Consider the following 18,040-nt stretch of genomic DNA (forward strand, 5'->3'; position numbering starts at 1 on the left):
TACGCTACTGGGCATTAGCCACTTGCGCAACTCGCTGCTGCTCGGCTCGCTGTGCTTGTTCTATCTGTGTGGTGGCATCATCCAAGATGGCCTTGGGCTGCTGACCTAACGGCTGACTGGCAATATTTTCGCCAGTGTTTGCACCTGCATTTGTCGCAGTCGCCGACTCAGCGCTATTATTGTTTACTAGTATCTCTCTGTGCTTATTACGCTGATGCCCGCTTATCAGATTAAAACCCAATAATACCACCATGCCCACAAGTGCAAAGATAATCAAATGTTTCATTTGCATAAAAGTGTCTCGTCTCTAGATAGTCATCAAATATCTATTTTATTGCACTTTTTATGCCGTTTTTTAGGGCCTGTTCGCATTTTAAAAATGGTGATAAAAATGAGATAAACTGCCGCTAAACATTTGCCACTAAACAAGGAAGATAGTGCAGATAATCTCGAGATATTAGTCAGCTATTTGACCCTGTTTGGCCAGATTTAGCCATTTTTCGCTCGTTTAGATGGCTATCGATTGAGTTGCGGACAGGCGCTAAGCTGATTATTCTTGCGGGCTATTGTTATTTAGCAAATCAGTCTCATCTGAGTTTTCAGCGATTTCTTGCTCGACCTTTTCCATCAGCTTATCATCGGGGCGGGCATCGAGGACATCGCTGGCACTGCGGCCTTGCAGAATAGTTTTGGCACGGGCTTTTGCTTGCTCTTTATCTTTATCATCGGTGGAGCTTGGCGCTTGATTGCTTGAGGTAGCGCTGGGCACGGTGGTCGTAAGGGTAGCACCCGAGGTGGCGTTGTTTTGTGGCATCTTCTCAAAAGCTTGCTCTAATTTATGGTTAAAACGCAGTCGATAAATAGGCTCAGGTAAGCTAAAGCCTTCATCTTCTAGCGCGTGCTTGGTCTCGCGAATGGCGATACTACGCGCTTTAGAAAAATCGGTCTCGGATTGATCCACCCATACCTGAAACTCTAAAATGATATTTGAGTCGCCGACATTGGTAATGACGGCAATCGCTTTTGGCTCATCTAAGACAAACGCCAACTGGTGTATCGCATCTAGTCCAACCTTGATGGCTGCCAGTGGGTCATCGTTGGCGTCCACACCCAGCTCAAAAGTAAAGCGGCGCTCAGGGTTTTTGGTGTAATTTAGAATAGTACCTTTAAAGACCTCGGCATTCGGAATGCGCAGCTGGTTGCCATCTAAAGTCATCAAAATAGTCGCCCGCGATGTCAGGCGCACGACGATACCCTCTTGCCCATTGATGACAATGTGGTCACGCGCGCGAAACGGTTGCCGGATGCTAAGCATGAGTGAGGCAATATAGTTTTCAATCGTGTCTTTGACCGCAAAACCAACCGCGATACCGATCACGCCTGCCCCGCCAAGTAGCGTACCCAAGACAGTTTCTGCGCCGATCAGGCTCAGAGCCAAGATCAGACCAAAGATGATAAAAATAACTTTGATGGTTTGGGCCAGTAGCTCTGCCACAAATGGATTTGGCGTCAGACGTTGCCACATGTTTTTGCGATTGGAGAGCCAGCTGCCAAACCAAGTCACCAAGCCAAACAGCACTATACCGACCAATAGTAGCGGCAATGCTTTCACTAGATTGGTCACCTGTGCTTTTAGGCCTTGATAGACAGTGGTAACGTTGTCTTGTACATCTAGGGTGCGATTGATTCGGTCTTCGACCGTGACCACATCTGTCAAGCGATTGGTCAAGTTGATGGCTTGCTGCGCCTTTTTTTCATTGGGCGTCTCTCCCGTCAGGGTAACCACCCCTTGCGTCACGCTGACATTGACCGCTTGCAACCCGTCTATTTCTGAAAATATGCCAGCTATACGTTGGCGGATATCATTGTCTTTTTGCGGAGTCGGCGTGGTCTCGATTTGCGCGTTATTGGTGCTCTCACCACTGATGATAGGCGGCGGGTCAGGGTCAGGTGATGGCTCTATAATCTCTGGCGTCTCAGCTATGCTGTCAGAGATAGCAGGTGCTGGCTCGGCATTGTCTTCATTAAGCGCTTCTGCATTGTCAACATTGTCACCGCTGAGCGCAGCGCTAATGGAGGCGGCGTCTTCAATAGCTGCATGAGCTGGCAGCTGACAAAGCAGCGCCAATAGCAACAGCAGCTGACCGCATATACCGGCCAGACGGCGGATGATGTTGGGCGTTTTTTGCGTGAGATAAATCGACATAAGCATCCTTTGCTTGTTGCATCATTGCCAAAACCTAAAGGTCTTATGCAAGCGTGGTTCCTGCTCTTTGTCTTACCTTATCAGCTAGGCGTAAGTCTATCTACGATAAAGCAAACATACGGCTATTTGCTTGACGCCGCCGCTATGACGCAGCAAACAGATAACAGATAGCCGTAGCGCGTTGCCTATCCTCGCCATTGAGTCCTCGCCATTGAGCGCTGAGCCCAGCAAGTAAGAACCTAGCGAGTAATTTTTTAGCAAATCTTAGGTGAGCTTAGCTGTCTAGATATGCTTGAGCAGCACGCAAATCGAGTGTGCCTTCGTAGATGGCACGGCCGGTGATGATACCCTCGATACAGTCGCCATAGGGTTTTAGTAGCTCGATGTCTTTTATGTCGGTCACGCCGCCTGAGGCAATCACAGGCAGGCCACCTTCGCGAGCTAGATTGACTGTCTGTTCGACGTTGACGCCTTGCATCATGCCGTCACGGGCGATGTCGGTATAGACGATTGACGATACGCCTACATCGGCAAAGCGCTTGGCCAGCTCGGTGGCGCGAGTATCAGTGACATTTGCCCAGCCATGGGTCGCCACCATACCGTCTTTGGCATCGATACCCACGATGATATGTCCTGCAAACTCACGGCAAGCTTCAGTGACGAAGTCGGGATCTTCGGCTGCTTTGGTGCCGATAATAATATACGTCAAACCTGCAGTGATGTACTGCTCGATGGTGTTCATATTGCGCACACCGCCGCCCAACTGGATAGGCAGAGTTGGATAAGCCTTGGCGATGTCATTGACCACTTGTCTGTGTACTGGTACTCCATCAAACGCGCCATTTAAGTCCACCAAATGTAAGCGGCGCGCACCTTCTTCTACCCAGCGCGCCGCCATGGCCACAGGATCGTCAGAAAACACCGTATCATCCTCCATACGGCCTTGCTTTAAGCGCACACATTTACCATCTTTTAAATCAATCGCCGGAATAATGACAGGCACAGCACACATAGGACATTCCTTATAACGCACAAATAAAATAAGTAATCTAACATATCACTGATACTAAAATACTACCGCAGACCATTTCGAAATCAGTAGCTAACAAAATCAGTCAGAATATAGTATCAGTAAATTCTCTTCGTGTTGGCTCAAATCTGAATAATTCAAACAACGAATAATGCCAAAAACTTAACAATCATAACCATAAGTTTTAGCAGACGGAATCACTGGCAACATTAGGTAAATTCACTTGCCGGCTGGCAATTTTAGGTCAATTTAGCGTATAATCCTAGGTAAATTTGTATTTGTTTCTATATGATAGCAACCATGCGCCACACTTTTTTTCAGTTAACCATCACTGAAGTGCTCATGGCGGTCAGGATGAATCGAGCAACAGCTAAATGAACCAGTACAATATTGGCTGACAGTTGGCTAAAAGGGTTAACGTAACAATCTTCAATGCCAGTCTGAGAGCAGACTGCGCTGCGCCATTACCCTTGAGACGTCTTTTTATATATCTCCCTTACATCCCTATCATGAGATAACGCCTTAGACAGTCACTCCTAGATTACCAGCGGCAGATGGTCATATACCGTATGTCTACCAGCGGCAGGGCTAGTGTGACTTCGACCAGTTTATCTATCTTTATAGATTACTTGGCTGCGTTTTTATGTCATTGGCTCTGCAACAAAAAGCCAGTTCATAAAGCGACAATCGTGCTGGTTTACAGGTTTTAATTTTCAATGAAACGTATGATGGAGCTGTTTACGATCAATGCAGTCGCTTTTGGCCAACGCCCAAAGTGAGTGTGTTTGGTTTGATGGCTTTAGCATACACCTTGGTAGCCAGTCGCCAACTTTGGTAATTCGAATAAGACATTAACGTGTTGTTAAGGAGTCTAAGGTCAGCGTTAATACTCTTACTAGCAGTGATATTCTTGCGTTGTTTTCAAAGCCTCATGTATCTCTATCCTACTATAGGAATAGCGAGTTGAGGGCTTTATTAAATGACGCAGATGTTCATGCTGCCGATATACCAAACAGGACGTCTGGTATCGTTTTAGACTATGGACTAAGTTTTCGCTTATGATTACCATCAAAAAAGGTTTGGATTTGCCCATCACCGGTGAACCCTCCCGCGAGATATCTGAGCACCAACCAACACATGTAGCAGTCATTGGCTATGATTATGTGGGTATGAAACCCACAATGAATGTCAAAGAAGGTGATGTCGTAGCTAAAGGCCAGCCCGTTTTTGAAGACAAAAAACGTGTTGGTGTTATCTACACTGCCCCTGCTGCTGGTAAAGTCGTCGCGATCAATCGCGGCGAGCGCCGAGTGTTTGAAAGCCTTGTGATTGCGGTCGACCCAAACGGTGAAGAAGTAGACTTCGAGCGCTATGACTCCCAGCAACTTGCTGACCTAGACTCGAAGGTCGTTGAAACCCAACTGCTGGCCTCTGGCGAATGGACTGCGTTTCGTACGCGCCCCTATAGCCGCGCACCAGAAATCGGTGCCCGTCCGCATGCCATCTTTGTCACCGCGATGGATACCAATCCACTTGCGTTTGACCCGATGATGCTGATCAATGAGGAGCTGCAAGCGTTCAATGACGGCCTCGCAGTATTATCTACCCTCAGCCCTAAGACTTTTGTCTGTCATCATGGTGATGCTAGCCTGACGCCCGTTGCAAAAACTGCGGCAAACAACGTCACTGAGTATCATAGTTTTGCAGGTAAGCACCCAGCAGGACTCGCCGGCACGCACATTCACTTTTTGCATCCAGTCATGCGCGGTGTCACCGTCTGGACGATTGGCTATCAAGATGTGATTGCTATCGGTAAGCTATTTACCACTGGCCGCTTGTACACGCGCCGTATGATTAGCTTGGCAGGCCCTGCAGTCAATACTCCACATCTGATCGCAACCGAGCGCGGTGCTGACATCACAGCATTGACCAAAGGCCAACTGGCCGCTGGTGAAAACCGTGTCATCTCAGGCTCAGTGCTGTCAGGACGCAAGGTGTTTAACAGCATCGCTTATCTTGGCCGCTTTCACAACCAAGTCAGCGTCCTACCTGAAGGCCGTGAGCGTCCAGCATTTCACTTCTTTACCGCTGGTAAAAACCGCTTCTCTAAACTGCCTATCTATATCTCGCAGTTTTTTGGTGGCAAAAAATACAACTTCACCACCACCAGCAACGGCTCACCGCGTGCGATGGTACCCATCGGTATCTATGAAGAAGTCATGCCGCAAGATTATCTGCCAACACAGCTACTACGTGCCTTGATTGTTGAGGATATCGTTAGCGCCGTTGATTTGGGCGCACTCGAATTGGACGAAGAAGATTTGGCATTATGCACCTTCGTCTCTCCTGGCAAATATGAATTCGGTGATATCTTGCGTGATAACTTAACGCGCATTGAGCTGGAGGGCTAACCACGATGAAATTTTTACACAATATGTTCGATCGTATGGAGCCGTCTTTTACCAAGGGTGGCAAACACGAAAAGTACTATGCCATCTTTGAGATGTTCGATACGTTTTTGCGTCAGCCAGGTACCACTACCTACGCCTCGTCACACGTGCGCGATGGTATCGATCTAAAACGCATCATGATTACCGTCTGGCTCTGTACCTTCCCTGCGATGTTTTGGGGTATGTACAATATCGGCCACCAAGCATTAACCGCCATCGCTCAGCTAGGCTTGCAGCCTGAAGGCTGGCGCACGGTCATCACCAACATGGCAGGCTATAACCCAGATAGTATTTGGGCCAGCTTTGTCTATGGGGCCATGCAGTTCTTACCCATTTATATCGTCACCTTCGCAGTTGGTATTCTCTGTGAGATTATCTTCGCCGTGGTGCGCGGCCATGAAGTCAACGAAGGTTTCTTTGTGACCTCAGTGCTCTTTGCGCTTTGTCTACCGCCAGATATCCCATTATGGCAAGTCGCCTTGGGTATCATCTTTGGTGTGGTCGTGGCAAAAGAGGTCTTCGGTGGTACGGGTAAAAACTTCCTAAACCCTGCCCTATCAGGTCGTGCCTTCCTCTACTTTGCCTATCCAGCGTATATGTCAGGTGACTCAATCTGGACGGCGGTGGACGGCTTCTCTGGCGCGACCCCGCTTGGTCTTGCAGCGCTTGGCGTCTCTCCACAAGATTTCGTTGATGTCTATGGTAATGCCATCACTTGGAGTGATGCGTTCTTGGGCAACATGCAAGGCAGTATCGGTGAAGTCTCTACGCTCGCTATCCTCATGGGTGCGGCCGTACTACTGTGGACGCGTATCGCCTCATGGCGCATCATGGCAGGCTGTGTGGTCGGCCTCATCGCCACCTCGCTGGTCTTTAACATGATTGGCTCAGAAGACAATCTGATGATGAGTCTGCCGTTTTATTGGCACTTGGTCATCGGTGGCTTCGCTTTCGGTGCGGTATTTATGGCAACCGATCCTGTCTCTGCTGCGCATACCAATAAAGGCCGCTGGGCGTATGGCATCTTGATTGGCTTTATGACCGTATTGATTCGCGTCGTCAACCCAGCCTTCCCAGAAGGCATCATGCTGGCCATTTTATTCGCCAACTTATTTGCTCCATTGTTTGATTACTTTGTTACCCAAGCAAACATCAAACGCCAAACTGCTCGGAGGGTTCGTTATGTCCAAGCCCAAAAGTAATAACGCAAAAACCATCAGCGTTGCACTGACGCTATGTTTGGTGTGCTCTGTATTGGTCTCGGCAGTTGCTGTTGGTCTAAAACCAGCACAAATCGAAAACGCTCGCTTAGACCGTAACAAAAACATCCTCGTTGCCGCCGGCATGTACAATGCTGAGTCAGATACTGCAAGCGATGTGGCTGAACGTTTTAAAGATTTTGATGTCGAGATCATCGACCTAAATAAAGGTGACTATCTCGATGATGACGCGCTAAAAGCCGCTGGCATCCCTGATCGCAATGCCTATGACGCCAGTCAAGCAACCAAAAACCAAGCCTTGAGTGAAGACTTGGGCGACAACGATCCTGCTGGTATTGGCCGTAAACCCAAATATGCCAAAGTCTACGTAAAAAGCGACGACGCTGGCAATCCTGAAATGGTGGTGCTACCGATTCAAGGCTATGGCCTATGGGGCACGATCTATGGTTTCTTAACGCTTGAGAGCGACATGAATACCATCAAAGGTATCAGTTTTTATGAGCACAAAGAAACCCCAGGGCTCGGTGCTCGTATCGAAGAGCCAGAGTGGCGCGCCCAATGGAGTGGCATCCAGTCGTATGACGAAGATGGCAATGTGGCCACTGGCGTGACCAAAGCTGGCACACCAAAAGATAACTGGGTCGATGGCATCAGCGGTGCAACCTTAACAGGTCGCGGTGTCAGCAATATGATTCAGTTTTGGCTGGGTGAGCAAGGCTACAAGCCTTATCTAGATAAGCTGCGCCAAGACAGTGGTCAAACGATTGACAATGCAGACACGCAAGCCAGTCAAGCGACGCTGACAGCTGAACCGAACACCGAACTGGCAGCGCCAGTAGTAAACGGCAAGGAGGCATAACATGGCTGACACCAAAAGTATTTTAACCACGCCTATCTTTGACAATAACCCCATTGCCCTACAGATCCTAGGTATCTGCTCGGCATTGGCAGTCACCACTAGCATGGCCAACGCCATGGTGATGTGTGTGGCCTTGACACTGGTAACAGCGTTTTCGAGCTTTTTTATCTCTATCATCCGTAAGCAAATTCCATCGAGCATCCGTATCATCGTCCAGATGACGATTATTGCCTCGTTGGTTATTTTGGTCGATCAGGTACTAAAAGCGGTGGCTTATGATGTGAGTAAAGGTCTATCGGTCTTCGTTGGTTTGATCATTACCAACTGTATCGTGATGGGCCGTGCCGAAGCCTTTGCCATGAGCAATCCGCCTGTCCCTAGCTTTTTGGATGGGATCGGTAACGGTCTTGGGTATTCAGCGGTATTGTTATTTGTCGCAACCATCCGTGAGCTACTCGGTGCCGGTACCTGGTTTGGTATCACCATCTTGCAGCCTGTCACTGATGGCGGCTGGTATATTCCAAACGGTTTGTTATTACTACCACCGTCAGCATTCTTTATCATCGGTTTGTTTATCGCCATTGTGCGTATCTGGAAACCAGAACAAGTTGAAGACGCTGAGTTTGTCATGAAGCCGCAATCTAAAGGCATGGTATATGGAGGCGGTCACTAATGGGACACTATGTTAGTTTATTTATAACCTCAGTCTTTATCGAGAATATGGCGCTGGCCTATTTCTTAGGTATGTGTACCTTTTTGGCGGTGTCCAAAAAAGTCTCAACGGCCATAGGCCTTGGGGTCGCGGTCATTGTCGTGATGGCCATCACCGTACCGTTAAACAATCTGTTGTTTCAGTTTATCCTAAAAAGTGGGGCGCTGGCATGGGCAGGTTTTCCTGATATTGACCTAAGCTTCTTAGGCCTACTCAGTTATATCGGTCTGATTGCTGCGACCGTACAGATTCTAGAGATGTTCTTAGATAAGTTCGTTCCAAGCTTGTACAACGCGCTTGGGGTGTTCTTACCGCTGATTACTGTCAACTGTGCCATCTTGGGTGGTGTTCTGTTTATGGTGGAGCGTGACTACAACTTTAGCGAATCGGTCGTATATGGCGTGGGCGCAGGTTTTGGTTGGGCATTGGCGATTACCGCATTGGCTGGCATCCGTGAAAAGCTCAAATACTCAGACATCCCAGCACCGCTGCGTGGTCTTGGTATTACCTTTATCACGGTTGGTCTGATGTCACTTGGCTTTATGTCTTTTGGCGGTATGTCAATCTAAACCGCTACGCTGAAAAGCCTAGTTAGCGATTTGACCTATTTAATTCATTTATTCGGTAGGGGTAGCAGTAGACGCTAGGCGTCCTGTTACTCCCCTACTCCATAGATTAAGGATACATATCATGGATTATGCTACGGCGATTGGTGGCGTTGCTATGTTTACCTTGATCATCATGAGCCTTGTCGCCATTATTTTGGCGGCGCGCTCAAGACTGGTCAGTTCAGGTGATGTTACCATCCATATCAATGATAATCCCGATAATGACGTTGTGACACCAGCGGGCGGCAAGCTACTGCAAACGCTAGCAAGCGAAGGTATTTTCTTATCTTCAGCTTGTGGTGGCGGTGGTACGTGCGCGCAGTGTCGTTGCCGCGTTATTGAAGGTGGCGGTTCTATCCTGCCCACCGAAGAAGGCTATTTTACGCAAGGCGAGATTCGCAATCACATGCGCTTAGCCTGTCAGGTAGCTGTCAAGCAAGACATGAAAATCGAGATCGACCCTGAGTTTTTTGATGTACAAAAATGGGAATGTGAAGTTATCTCTAACGATAACGTGGCAACCTTTATCAAAGAGCTGGTACTTAAGATTCCAGAAGGCGAGGAAGTCAACTTCCGCGCTGGTGGCTATGTACAGCTAGAAGCGCCGCCGCATGAAGTACATTACAAAGACTTTGATATCGGTGAAGAGTACCGTGAAGACTGGGAAAAGTTCGGCGTCTTCAAATACGTCTCAAAAGTTGATGAGCCTGTTATTCGTGCGTACTCGATGGCCAACTACCCAGAAGAAAAAGGTATCATTAAGTTTAACATCCGTATCGCCAGTCCACCGCCGCGTGGTCCTGAAGGTATCCCGCCGGGCAAGATGTCGTCTTGGGTATTTAGCCTAAAACCTGGCGATAAGGTGACGGTATCAGGCCCGTATGGTGAGTTCTTTGCCAAAGATACCGATGCTGAGATGATCTTCGTCGGGGGCGGTGCTGGTATGGCACCGATGCGCTCGCACATCTTCGATCAGCTAAAACGTCTAAATTCTAAGCGTAAGATTAGCTTTTGGTACGGTGCGCGCTCGATTCGTGAAATGTTCTATGTCGAAGACTACGATCAGCTCGAAGAAGAGTTCGATAACTTTGAGTGGCATGTGGCGCTATCTGATCCATTACCAGAAGATAACTGGGATGGTCCGACCGGCTTTATCCATAATGTGCTACTTGAAAATTACCTAAAAGACCATCCAAACCCAGAAGACTGTGAATACTACATGTGTGGGCCACCGATGATGAACGCGGCGGTAATTGACATGCTCCATAGTTTGGGCGTGGAGGATGAAAACATCCTACTTGATGACTTCGGTGGTTAAGTAAAAAAGCAACACTAAAAGCGATAGTAAAAAAAGAGTCTCAAGTGAGGCTCTTTTTTTGTCAAAAGATTTACCGCTAAGAAAAGCACTGACTCAAAACTTGAACTAAAATCTGCGGCAACGCTATTGGCCTTATAAGTGATAAGGGGCGTAAAATAGGAGAGGTTTAGCGCCGTTATTCGTTGACGCTCCATTCACCCCTTTACCTTATCAAGCTGTGATGACTCCTATGACAAATGTAACCTCGTTTTTTGCCGCGCCTCAATCCATACGCCCAACCTTACTGACGATGACCACTGTAGGCGCTATACTGAGCCTCAATGCCTGCCAGCAGCTCCCTGACTATGATTACCTAAGCGGAGAAACGATGGGCACCAGCTATCATATTAGCTATCAGTTACCAGCAGGGGCGGATGAAGCGGCCATACAAGCAGCCATCGACCAGCGGCTGCAACAAATCAATGATAGCATGTCGACCTATCAATCTGACTCTACTATCTCTAAGTTCAACCAACTAGGAAAAGACACACCCATAGCGATCGATGCCGACTTTGCGCATGTGCTTGAGGTGTCGCGCACCGTTTATCAGCAGTCCGGCGGTGCCTTTGATCCAACAGTGATGCCCCTAGTAGAGACGTGGGGTTTTGGTAGTACCATGACCGTCGAGCGCTTACAAAATCCGCCCACTGTGCTCGAGATCGCTCAAGCAAAAGCCTTGGTCGATTTTGACAGTATCGTACAAGATCAGCAAAGCATCTACAAAACCAAAGAAGGCGTGGGGCTGGATTTTTCTGCAGTGGCAAAAGGCTATGGCGTCGATGTCATCGCTGATGTGCTCAAAAAAGACTATCAAATCAAAAATTATATGGTGGAGATAGGCGGCGAGATTGCGACCTCTGGTGTCAACAAACAAAAACAACCTTGGCAAATCGCTATCGACGCCCCTATCGAAGACAGCACTGTCAGTGAGCGCGAGACCATATCAGCGATTCGCCAACCTATCAGCACGGCCAATCAAATGCATCTGGCGACCTCTGGCAACTACCGCAACTCTGTGGTGTTCGATGGCGAGCGCTATAGCCATACCATCGACCCCACCACGGGCACTCCCATCGCGGGCGGCGCGCCTTCTGTCACTGTCGCCGCAGAGTCAGTGGCGCTGGCCGATGCGTGGGCGACGGCGCTGACTGCCATGCCGTATCAGCAGGCGCTAGAGGTCGCTCAAAAGCAAAACCTAGCGGCGATGTTTGTGGTATTAGCCGATACCGATAATGATAGTGATAAAAAAACCATCAAAGACGCTGACAATATTGGGAAATGGCAAGTGGTACAGACACCAGCGATGCAAGCATTACGCGCCGATAAACCCTTGTAAACTGCCAGCTGCATGCGCCAAACATCTTGATACACTCAAGCGGCATCTGCAAAAATCTGCTATACTATAAAGGTGTTGTCTTTATAGATGACAGCCCTATTTTTAATACGAGGTTTCCTCTATGTTTACTCAATTGCTCCCCATGCTTGCGATTACCTTTACTGTATTTGTGCTGTTTTTTGTCTTTATGGGTATTGGATATATGGTGAAAAAAAAGCCCCTAAAAGGCTCTTGCGGCGGGGTGGCCAAGCTGATGGGCGACGAGCATTGCTCATTTTGTGGCAATGACCCAAACAAATGCGACTCACTCATCGCCGAGCAGCAAGAAACCGCGCTTAAAGCCGCTCAGTTAGGCAAATCTGTCTAGAGTAGATATAAATACCGCGTCTGTTACCATACGCTGGTAGTATTTAGTCATCAATTGTTCTTATAATAGCGTCAAACTCTAAAAAATAGAGTTGGCGCTATTTTTCTTGTGCCATATTCGTTTTGATAGCTTTTATAAGCCGCTGATGTTTTATAAATCTAGAATCAAACCTTCATCGTTATCATCCATATACTAAGTTTGCCCTGCTTAAGAGGGCAGCAAGTTCATATGACAGGCTTTCTGCCCGTGTTGTAAAGCCCTAACGGCTTTTCTAACTCATCGTTTTAATGAGACTTTTCTGGTGTTATTTGATAAGCGGCGCTGCGGCGACGCTATCTAATGACGTGTTTTTTATTTTATATAATAGTCGTGCTGCCATGTCTACCTCCGCAAATATGTCTGCTTCTCAAACAAAAGCGTCAAAATCCTCCATCCCGCCATCATCACGCTTTACTTTTTGGCTGGTGTTATGTGCGATCGTATTACTTGCGACCAACATGCGCGCACCTATCGTGGCGCTTGGCTCTATCGCACCTGTGGTGCAAGAAGCGCTCGGTATCTCTGAGACTGAGCTTGGCTGGCTGGGCGCAGTGCCGATGCTGACTTTTGCCTTGGGCGCGCTTATCTCGCCTGCCATCAGTAAGCGCTTTGGGCTTGAGAATACCTTGATTGCGATGATTGCCCTGCTGACAATTGGCATGGTCATCCGCTCGGTGATTCCCACTTGGATTGGCTTTTTGAGCGGGACGGTATTACTAACGCTGGCCATCGGTTTTGCCAACACCTTGGCCGCGCCTGTCATCAAGCAACGTACTCCGCAACATATTCCGCTGATTACGGGTTTGTTTAGTTTAACAATGACGGTGACCGCTGGGATAGTCTCAGGTATTGTCCTCCCTTTGTCTGAGCAAGTAGGCTGGCAGTGGGCGCTTGGCGGTTGGGCGCTTTTGGGCTTTTTTGCCTTGGTTTCGTGGGTGTTTTTGCGGGTGCGGCTAGGCTCATCGACACGGGTGGTGGCGCCGCTCGCTACCGGCTCATCAGACATTTCGGTATGGCGCTCAGCATTTGCTTGGCAGATTGCGGTGTTTATGGGTCTGCAGTCTTTGTTGTTTTATACCGTTGCCAGTTTTTTACCGTCAATTTGGCTCAGTAAGGGGCTGTCTGCGGTGAGTGCTGGACAAATGGGCTCGGTGTTTCAGTTTATGGCACCGGTGGCGATTTTGAGCCTGACGTGGCTGGTCAATCGCGGTCGACCGATTCAGGCACTGGCCGTCTTTGCCGCCGCCTTAAACGTGTTTGGTGTATTGGGCATCATGTACCTATCGACCGACCTTGCTTGGCTGTGGTCTGGGCTCATGGGCATGGGCTGTTCGGCGATTTTTACCTTAAGTATGATGCTGTTTTCGATGCGCACTTATACCGCCAACCAATCCAGCGAGTTGTCTGGTATGGCGCAGGCAGTGGGGTATCTACTGGCGTTTTTTGGTCCGCTTGGTACTGGCTGGATCCATGATGCCACAGGCAGTTGGGACTTGGCGCTGTTTATGCTGCTGATCTTGATGATCATCAACGTCGTGATGGCATGGCTGGTCAGTCGCCCAATCATGGTCGATGGTAAGCACGCTTAACATCGGCTTAACCCTAAATCACGGTAACCTTATCATAATATTGGTCGCGATCTTATTTTGCTACACTGGTTTGATTGCTTATAGGACAGACTACGTATTATGAAACCATCTTCTCGTTTGACTTCGCACCTACCGGTGGCGGCCTTCTTAGCCATGGTGATGGCCACCACTGGTTGTCAAAAATCGCCTGATAATGCTGATACCACGCTAGCCGACAGCACACAACCAACCCCGCCTATCAGCCAAACTACTCAAACCAGTCAGACTGCCGACACATCATCCCCCTCACGGTTGAATGAGCAGCAAGCAGCGCTGACAATCTTGGCGCTGGGCGACTCCTTGACCGAAGGCTTGGGCGTGTCGCCTGAAGATAACTACCCTGCCCAACTAGAAGCTCAGTTAAAAAAAATGGGCTATCCCAATATCACTGTCGTCAATTCCGGCTTGAGCGGCGAGACCAGCACAGGGCTGGTCAATCGCTTGGATTGGGTGCTACAGACCAAACCTGATATCACCATACTGACCATCGGTGCCAACGATGCCATGCGCGGTATAGAAGTCGCCACTATCGAAAATAACATCCGTACCGCCATCAAACGCTTGCAAGCAGGTGGCAGCGAAGTCATTTTGGGCGGCATGCAGATTTATGACAATCTTGGCTCAGACTACGTAGAATCGTTTGCCGCGATTTATCCGCGCATCGCCGAAGACACGGGGGTTACGCTGATTCCGTTCTTTTTGGACGGGGTGGGCGGTGATGCCGCTCTCAACCAAGCGGATGCCATTCACCCGACTAAAGAGGGCTATCGCATGATCGTTAATGAAAATGTTTTGCCAGTGCTTACGCCCAAGCTAGAAAAAATAGTCGAAAGTGAGCGTAATTAAAGGCGCTTATCTATAGCTGCTTCACTTCGATGCCTTATGGCCTTAAACCAACCAACCGGAACTGCCCATGACCGCCACACTTACCAGTAACGCCATACTCAGTGCCGAGCATTTACATAAAACCGTGCAAGTCGGTGAGCAATCGCTGGCCATCATCAAAGACGTCAGTATCCATGTCGATGCCGGCGAATTTGTGGTGATTATGGGCAAATCAGGCTCAGGTAAATCCACCTTACTGGGTCTACTGGCCGCGCTTGATTATCCCGATAGTGGCTCGGTTACGCTGGCTGGACAAACGCTAAGCGCTCTTGATGAAGAGGCGCTAGCGGTGATTCGTCAGCGCGAGATGGGTTTTGTCTTTCAGTCGTTTCATCTACTGCCGACCTTGAGCGTGCGCGAAAATATCGCTTTTCCGCTAGATATCGCGCGGCGTCCTGATCCTGCGCGGGTCGATGCCTTAATCGAAGCAGTCGGGCTCGGCCATCGACGTGATAGCTTGCCCAGTCAACTATCCGGCGGTGAGCAGCAGCGCACAGCGGTGGCGCGCGCACTGGTCGCCCAGCCAAAGATTGTCTTTGCCGATGAGCCGACAGGCAACTTGGATGAGCAAAACGCCGAGCAGGTCATGCAGCTATTGCTAGACTTGCGTGCGCAGACTGGCTCGGCGCTGGTCGTCGTGACGCATGATCCAGCGCTCGCTGACATGGCCGATCGAGTCATCACCATGCATGACGGTACGATAGATGGGTCAAACGCTGATGAAAAATAAACCAAGCGCTGCTACAACTCAGTCTGCTACAGCCCAGTCTCATGGCCTGATAGGTCTGCTGTTTACTCGCACGTTAGGCGCGCAAGCCCTCACCCGTAGCTGGTGGCGACACTGGGTGTATCCGGTACTGTTTTTATTGACGCTGACGCTATCACTGGCCACTTATCTGACTTTGGACTCTATCCAGCAGTCCGTCGATCACTACATCACTGACAATCAGCGAGCGCTGGTCGGCGGCGATCTGATACTCAACAGCAAACAAGACTGGCCAAGCGAGGTCATGGCACAAGTCAACACCCTGCCTGCCAGCCAAGTCGTCTACGATCATCAGTTTAGTGCGATGGTGGTGAGCGCAGAGCAGACATTGCTGACGCAGCTCAAAGCCGTCTCTCCCGCTTATCCATTATATGGCGACGTCGAGCTGGCCTCCGGACAGCCGCTGTGGCAACAGCTGACAGCCGATAGCATCATCGTCGCGCCAGAGGTGCTAAATGGTCTTGGCGCTACCGTCGGCGATGTCGTCACCATCGGTGATGGACGCTTTACCATCCGTGATGTACTGACCAAAGAGCCAGATCGTCCTTTAAGTGCCTTTGGCTTTGGCGGGCGGGTCCTGATGCAGCAACAAGCGCTGGCAGCCACTAACCTATTGGGGCAGCGCAGCCGTGTCAACTACCGTATCGAGATGGCAGGAGATGCCGAGACAATAGCGGCGCAGCATGCAACGCTTAAGCAGCTACTCGTAAGCCACCCTGATATCGAGCTGTCTGACGCTCAGTCAGCGGATACGTCTGTCTCGCGTATCTCTGATAATGTCTTGATGTTTTTAAAGCTATTGGTCATCGCCGTCCTCCTGCTCTCGGCGGTGGCGATGTATGGGGTGATTAGTGCCTTTGTCAGCAAAGAGCAGCCGAACAATGCCATTCGCCTCGCCTTGGGTGAGCCGCTTGCATCGCTCAAACGCAGCTACTACCAGTTACTACTTACGACCACCGTCATCGCTTGTATCGCAGCGAGTATCCTTGGTGCCGGCTTACTACAGCTCAGTCAGCCCTACCTTGGCGCTATCTTACCTGCCGATGTGGCGCTAGCGATCAACCCCATTAGCATCCTAAAAACCATCATCATTGCGCTGCTCTTGAGCTTTGTCATCGCCCAGCGCGGTTTACGCCCGCTGAACCACACCAAGCCTGCAACCTTGCTCAATCAAGGCGCAAGTCAGTCCAATCAAAACCTGCCATGGTATCGACGCCTGCCTATACTATGGTACGGGCTGATGCTAACAAGTCTGTATGTGTTTTTTGCTTATGAAGTGGGCTCGTGGCTACTGGGCGCGCAGCTGCTGATCGGCCTGATTGGCTTTGTCGCGATATTTTGGCTGCTTGCTCGTGGCTGGCTATGGCTCTTGGCACAACTGGCCTCGCGCCGCCGTATCAGCTGGATGCAGCGTATCGCCATTCATAATTTGGCGCGTAAAGGCAACCAATCGGCGCTGTTTTTTGTCACCTTATCGCTGTCGGTCTCCGTCCTAACACTTATCACCACGCTTAATCACAGTATCAACGAGCAGTTTATCAACACCTACCCTGCAGACGCGCCCAATATATTTTTGCTCGATGTGCAAAGCGAACAACACGACGCGATTAATAACATCATTGGCGCACCGGTCAGCTATTATCCCGTTATTCGCGCGCGTATCGTCACCGCTGGCGGCGTGCCTGTACAAGATATCGAGCCTACAGAAGGCTTTGATGATCCGTCGCGAGTGTTTAACTTAAGCTACGCCGACACGGTGATGGATACTGAGTTCATCACTGATTCTCTAGAAAAAAACGCGCTCTATGCGCCTATCACCACCGATCATACCGATAATAACAACAACGCCGCACAGACCATAGCACCCCTATCTATCTTGGATACGGCCGCCAGTTTGCTCAATGTCGGCATGGGCGACGAGATTATTTTTAATATCCAAGGGATCAAAATCATCGGGCAAATTACCAGTATCCGCTCGCGCTTCGAGCGTGGCCCGAGTCCGTATTTTTATTTTTTGTTTGAACCATCGGTGCTGTCCAGCGCGCCGCAAATCCAGTTTGCCACCGCGCATATCCCTGAGGACCGTATCGCCGAGGTGCAAGGTCAGCTGGTACGCAAGTTCCCTGCTGTCACCACCATTGACGGTACCGCTATCGCTGAGCAAGTCCAAGATTTGGTCGTGCAAATGAGCCGCTTGGTCTATGTCTTCACCCTATTGGCATTGCTAACAGGCGTCATGGTATTGATCAGCTCGCTACTATCCACCTCACAGGACCGTATGACCGAGAGCGCCTCATTTCGCCTGCTAGGGATGCAAAAGCGCGACTTGTATATGCTTAATATCTTAGAGATTGGCGTACTTGGTGTTAGCGCGGCGGTGTTTGCGATGACGATTGCCAGCGCTGGCTCGTGGTTTGCGATTACCCAGTGGTTTGATTTGCGCTATAGTGTGCCATGGATGAGCTTGGCTATTGGCGGCGGGCTGCTGCTCGCCCTGCTGCTGGGTATTGCGATCATTTATGTACGCTTGGTGATTGGACGCGGGATTATGGCTCGGGTAAGGGCGATGGTTTGAGA

Annotated in this window: 15 protein-coding genes; 12 read left to right on the forward strand and 3 right to left on the reverse strand. The window is 49.5% G+C overall.

Annotation, left to right across the window (positions count from 1 at the left end; translation table 11 throughout):
• Window positions 1-4 precede the first annotated feature (4 nt).
• The 3 genes from C6W44_RS04495 to hisA form a co-directional block, all read right to left on the reverse strand.
• Window positions 5-292 (reverse strand): hypothetical protein, encoded by a 288-nt coding sequence (locus tag C6W44_RS04495; RefSeq protein WP_105244394.1) that lies wholly within the window; start codon window positions 290-292, stop codon window positions 5-7.
• 258 nt (window positions 293-550) lie between these two features.
• Entirely contained in the window at window positions 551-2,206 is a 1,656-nt protein-coding gene (locus C6W44_RS04500) for a mechanosensitive ion channel family protein (RefSeq protein ID WP_105244395.1), read from the reverse strand.
• A 274-nt stretch (window positions 2,207-2,480) separates the two neighbouring features.
• The gene (hisA, locus tag C6W44_RS04505; RefSeq protein WP_105244396.1) at window positions 2,481-3,218 is read right to left on the reverse strand and encodes a 1-(5-phosphoribosyl)-5-[(5-phosphoribosylamino)methylideneamino]imidazole-4-carboxamide isomerase; all 738 of its coding nucleotides are present in this window, start codon (window positions 3,216-3,218) and stop codon (window positions 2,481-2,483) included.
• Window positions 3,219-4,294: 1,076 nt separating this feature from the next.
• Here hisA and C6W44_RS04510 point away from each other — a divergent pair.
• The 12 genes from C6W44_RS04510 to C6W44_RS04570 all read left to right on the forward strand — a co-directional run bounded on the left by C6W44_RS04510 (window position 4,295) and on the right by C6W44_RS04570 (window position 18,038).
• Complete coding sequence (locus C6W44_RS04510; RefSeq protein WP_105244397.1) at window positions 4,295-5,647, forward strand: Na(+)-translocating NADH-quinone reductase subunit A; 1,353 nt, start codon at window positions 4,295-4,297, stop codon at window positions 5,645-5,647.
• Window positions 5,648-5,652: 5 nt separating this feature from the next.
• On the forward strand, window positions 5,653-6,888 hold the full coding sequence (locus C6W44_RS04515) for an NADH:ubiquinone reductase (Na(+)-transporting) subunit B (protein ID WP_105244398.1): 1,236 nt from the start codon (window positions 5,653-5,655) through the stop codon (window positions 6,886-6,888).
• Window positions 6,869-7,765, forward strand: a complete 897-nt coding sequence (locus C6W44_RS04520; RefSeq protein WP_105244399.1) for a Na(+)-translocating NADH-quinone reductase subunit C — start codon at window positions 6,869-6,871, stop codon at window positions 7,763-7,765. Before C6W44_RS04515 ends, C6W44_RS04520 begins: the two co-directional genes overlap by 20 nt.
• Window position 7,766: 1 nt before the next feature.
• Window positions 7,767-8,438, forward strand: coding sequence for an NADH:ubiquinone reductase (Na(+)-transporting) subunit D (locus C6W44_RS04525; RefSeq protein ID WP_105244400.1), 672 nt, complete (start codon window positions 7,767-7,769; stop codon window positions 8,436-8,438).
• Window positions 8,438-9,046, forward strand: a complete 609-nt coding sequence (nqrE, locus tag C6W44_RS04530; RefSeq protein ID WP_075101261.1) for an NADH:ubiquinone reductase (Na(+)-transporting) subunit E — start codon at window positions 8,438-8,440, stop codon at window positions 9,044-9,046. The genes C6W44_RS04525 and nqrE overlap by 1 nt, the downstream gene beginning before the upstream one ends.
• A 121-nt stretch (window positions 9,047-9,167) precedes the next feature.
• A complete protein-coding gene (nqrF, locus tag C6W44_RS04535; protein ID WP_105244401.1) occupies window positions 9,168-10,403 on the forward strand; it encodes an NADH:ubiquinone reductase (Na(+)-transporting) subunit F in 1,236 nt (411 codons plus the stop codon).
• A 289-nt stretch (window positions 10,404-10,692) separates the two neighbouring features.
• On the forward strand, window positions 10,693-11,778 hold the full coding sequence (locus C6W44_RS04545) for an FAD:protein FMN transferase (protein ID WP_227526466.1): 1,086 nt from the start codon (window positions 10,693-10,695) through the stop codon (window positions 11,776-11,778).
• Window positions 11,779-11,899: 121 nt separating this feature from the next.
• Window positions 11,900-12,145 (forward strand): (Na+)-NQR maturation NqrM, encoded by a 246-nt coding sequence (gene nqrM, locus C6W44_RS04550; RefSeq protein ID WP_075101264.1) that lies wholly within the window; start codon window positions 11,900-11,902, stop codon window positions 12,143-12,145.
• A 377-nt stretch (window positions 12,146-12,522) separates the two neighbouring features.
• Entirely contained in the window at window positions 12,523-13,773 is a 1,251-nt protein-coding gene (locus C6W44_RS04555) for an MFS transporter (protein ID WP_105246453.1), read from the forward strand.
• A 96-nt stretch (window positions 13,774-13,869) separates the two neighbouring features.
• A complete protein-coding gene (locus C6W44_RS04560; RefSeq protein ID WP_413772334.1) occupies window positions 13,870-14,658 on the forward strand; it encodes an arylesterase in 789 nt (262 codons plus the stop codon).
• A 67-nt stretch (window positions 14,659-14,725) separates the two neighbouring features.
• Complete coding sequence (locus tag C6W44_RS04565) at window positions 14,726-15,427, forward strand: ABC transporter ATP-binding protein (RefSeq protein ID WP_105244405.1); 702 nt, start codon at window positions 14,726-14,728, stop codon at window positions 15,425-15,427.
• Window positions 15,417-18,038: an ABC transporter permease gene (locus C6W44_RS04570; protein ID WP_105246455.1), complete on the forward strand. Its 2,622-nt coding sequence runs from the start codon at window positions 15,417-15,419 to the stop codon at window positions 18,036-18,038. Before C6W44_RS04565 ends, C6W44_RS04570 begins: the two co-directional genes overlap by 11 nt.
• Window positions 18,039-18,040: the final 2 nt, after the last annotated feature.

The organism is Psychrobacter sp. Marseille-P5312, assembly GCF_900291405.1.
Taxonomy (GTDB): Bacteria; Pseudomonadota; Gammaproteobacteria; order Pseudomonadales; family Moraxellaceae; genus Psychrobacter; species Psychrobacter celer.

Coding starts and splice junctions, on each gene's coding strand:
- C6W44_RS04495 (WP_105244394.1), bottom strand. CDS start 292: ATGCAAATGAAACATTTGATTATCTTTGCACTTGTGGGCATGGTGGTA.
- C6W44_RS04500 (WP_105244395.1), bottom strand. CDS start 2,206: ATGTCGATTTATCTCACGCAAAAAACGCCCAACATCATCCGCCGTCTG.
- hisA (WP_105244396.1), bottom strand. CDS start 3,218: ATGTGTGCTGTGCCTGTCATTATTCCGGCGATTGATTTAAAAGATGGT.
- C6W44_RS04510 (WP_105244397.1), top strand. CDS start 4,295: ATGATTACCATCAAAAAAGGTTTGGATTTGCCCATCACCGGTGAACCC.
- C6W44_RS04515 (WP_105244398.1), top strand. CDS start 5,653: ATGAAATTTTTACACAATATGTTCGATCGTATGGAGCCGTCTTTTACC.
- C6W44_RS04520 (WP_105244399.1), top strand. CDS start 6,869: ATGTCCAAGCCCAAAAGTAATAACGCAAAAACCATCAGCGTTGCACTG.
- C6W44_RS04525 (WP_105244400.1), top strand. CDS start 7,767: ATGGCTGACACCAAAAGTATTTTAACCACGCCTATCTTTGACAATAAC.
- nqrE (WP_075101261.1), top strand. CDS start 8,438: ATGGGACACTATGTTAGTTTATTTATAACCTCAGTCTTTATCGAGAAT.
- nqrF (WP_105244401.1), top strand. CDS start 9,168: ATGGATTATGCTACGGCGATTGGTGGCGTTGCTATGTTTACCTTGATC.
- C6W44_RS04545 (WP_227526466.1), top strand. CDS start 10,693: ATGACCACTGTAGGCGCTATACTGAGCCTCAATGCCTGCCAGCAGCTC.
- nqrM (WP_075101264.1), top strand. CDS start 11,900: ATGTTTACTCAATTGCTCCCCATGCTTGCGATTACCTTTACTGTATTT.
- C6W44_RS04555 (WP_105246453.1), top strand. CDS start 12,523: ATGTCTACCTCCGCAAATATGTCTGCTTCTCAAACAAAAGCGTCAAAA.
- C6W44_RS04565 (WP_105244405.1), top strand. CDS start 14,726: ATGACCGCCACACTTACCAGTAACGCCATACTCAGTGCCGAGCATTTA.
- C6W44_RS04570 (WP_105246455.1), top strand. CDS start 15,417: ATGAAAAATAAACCAAGCGCTGCTACAACTCAGTCTGCTACAGCCCAG.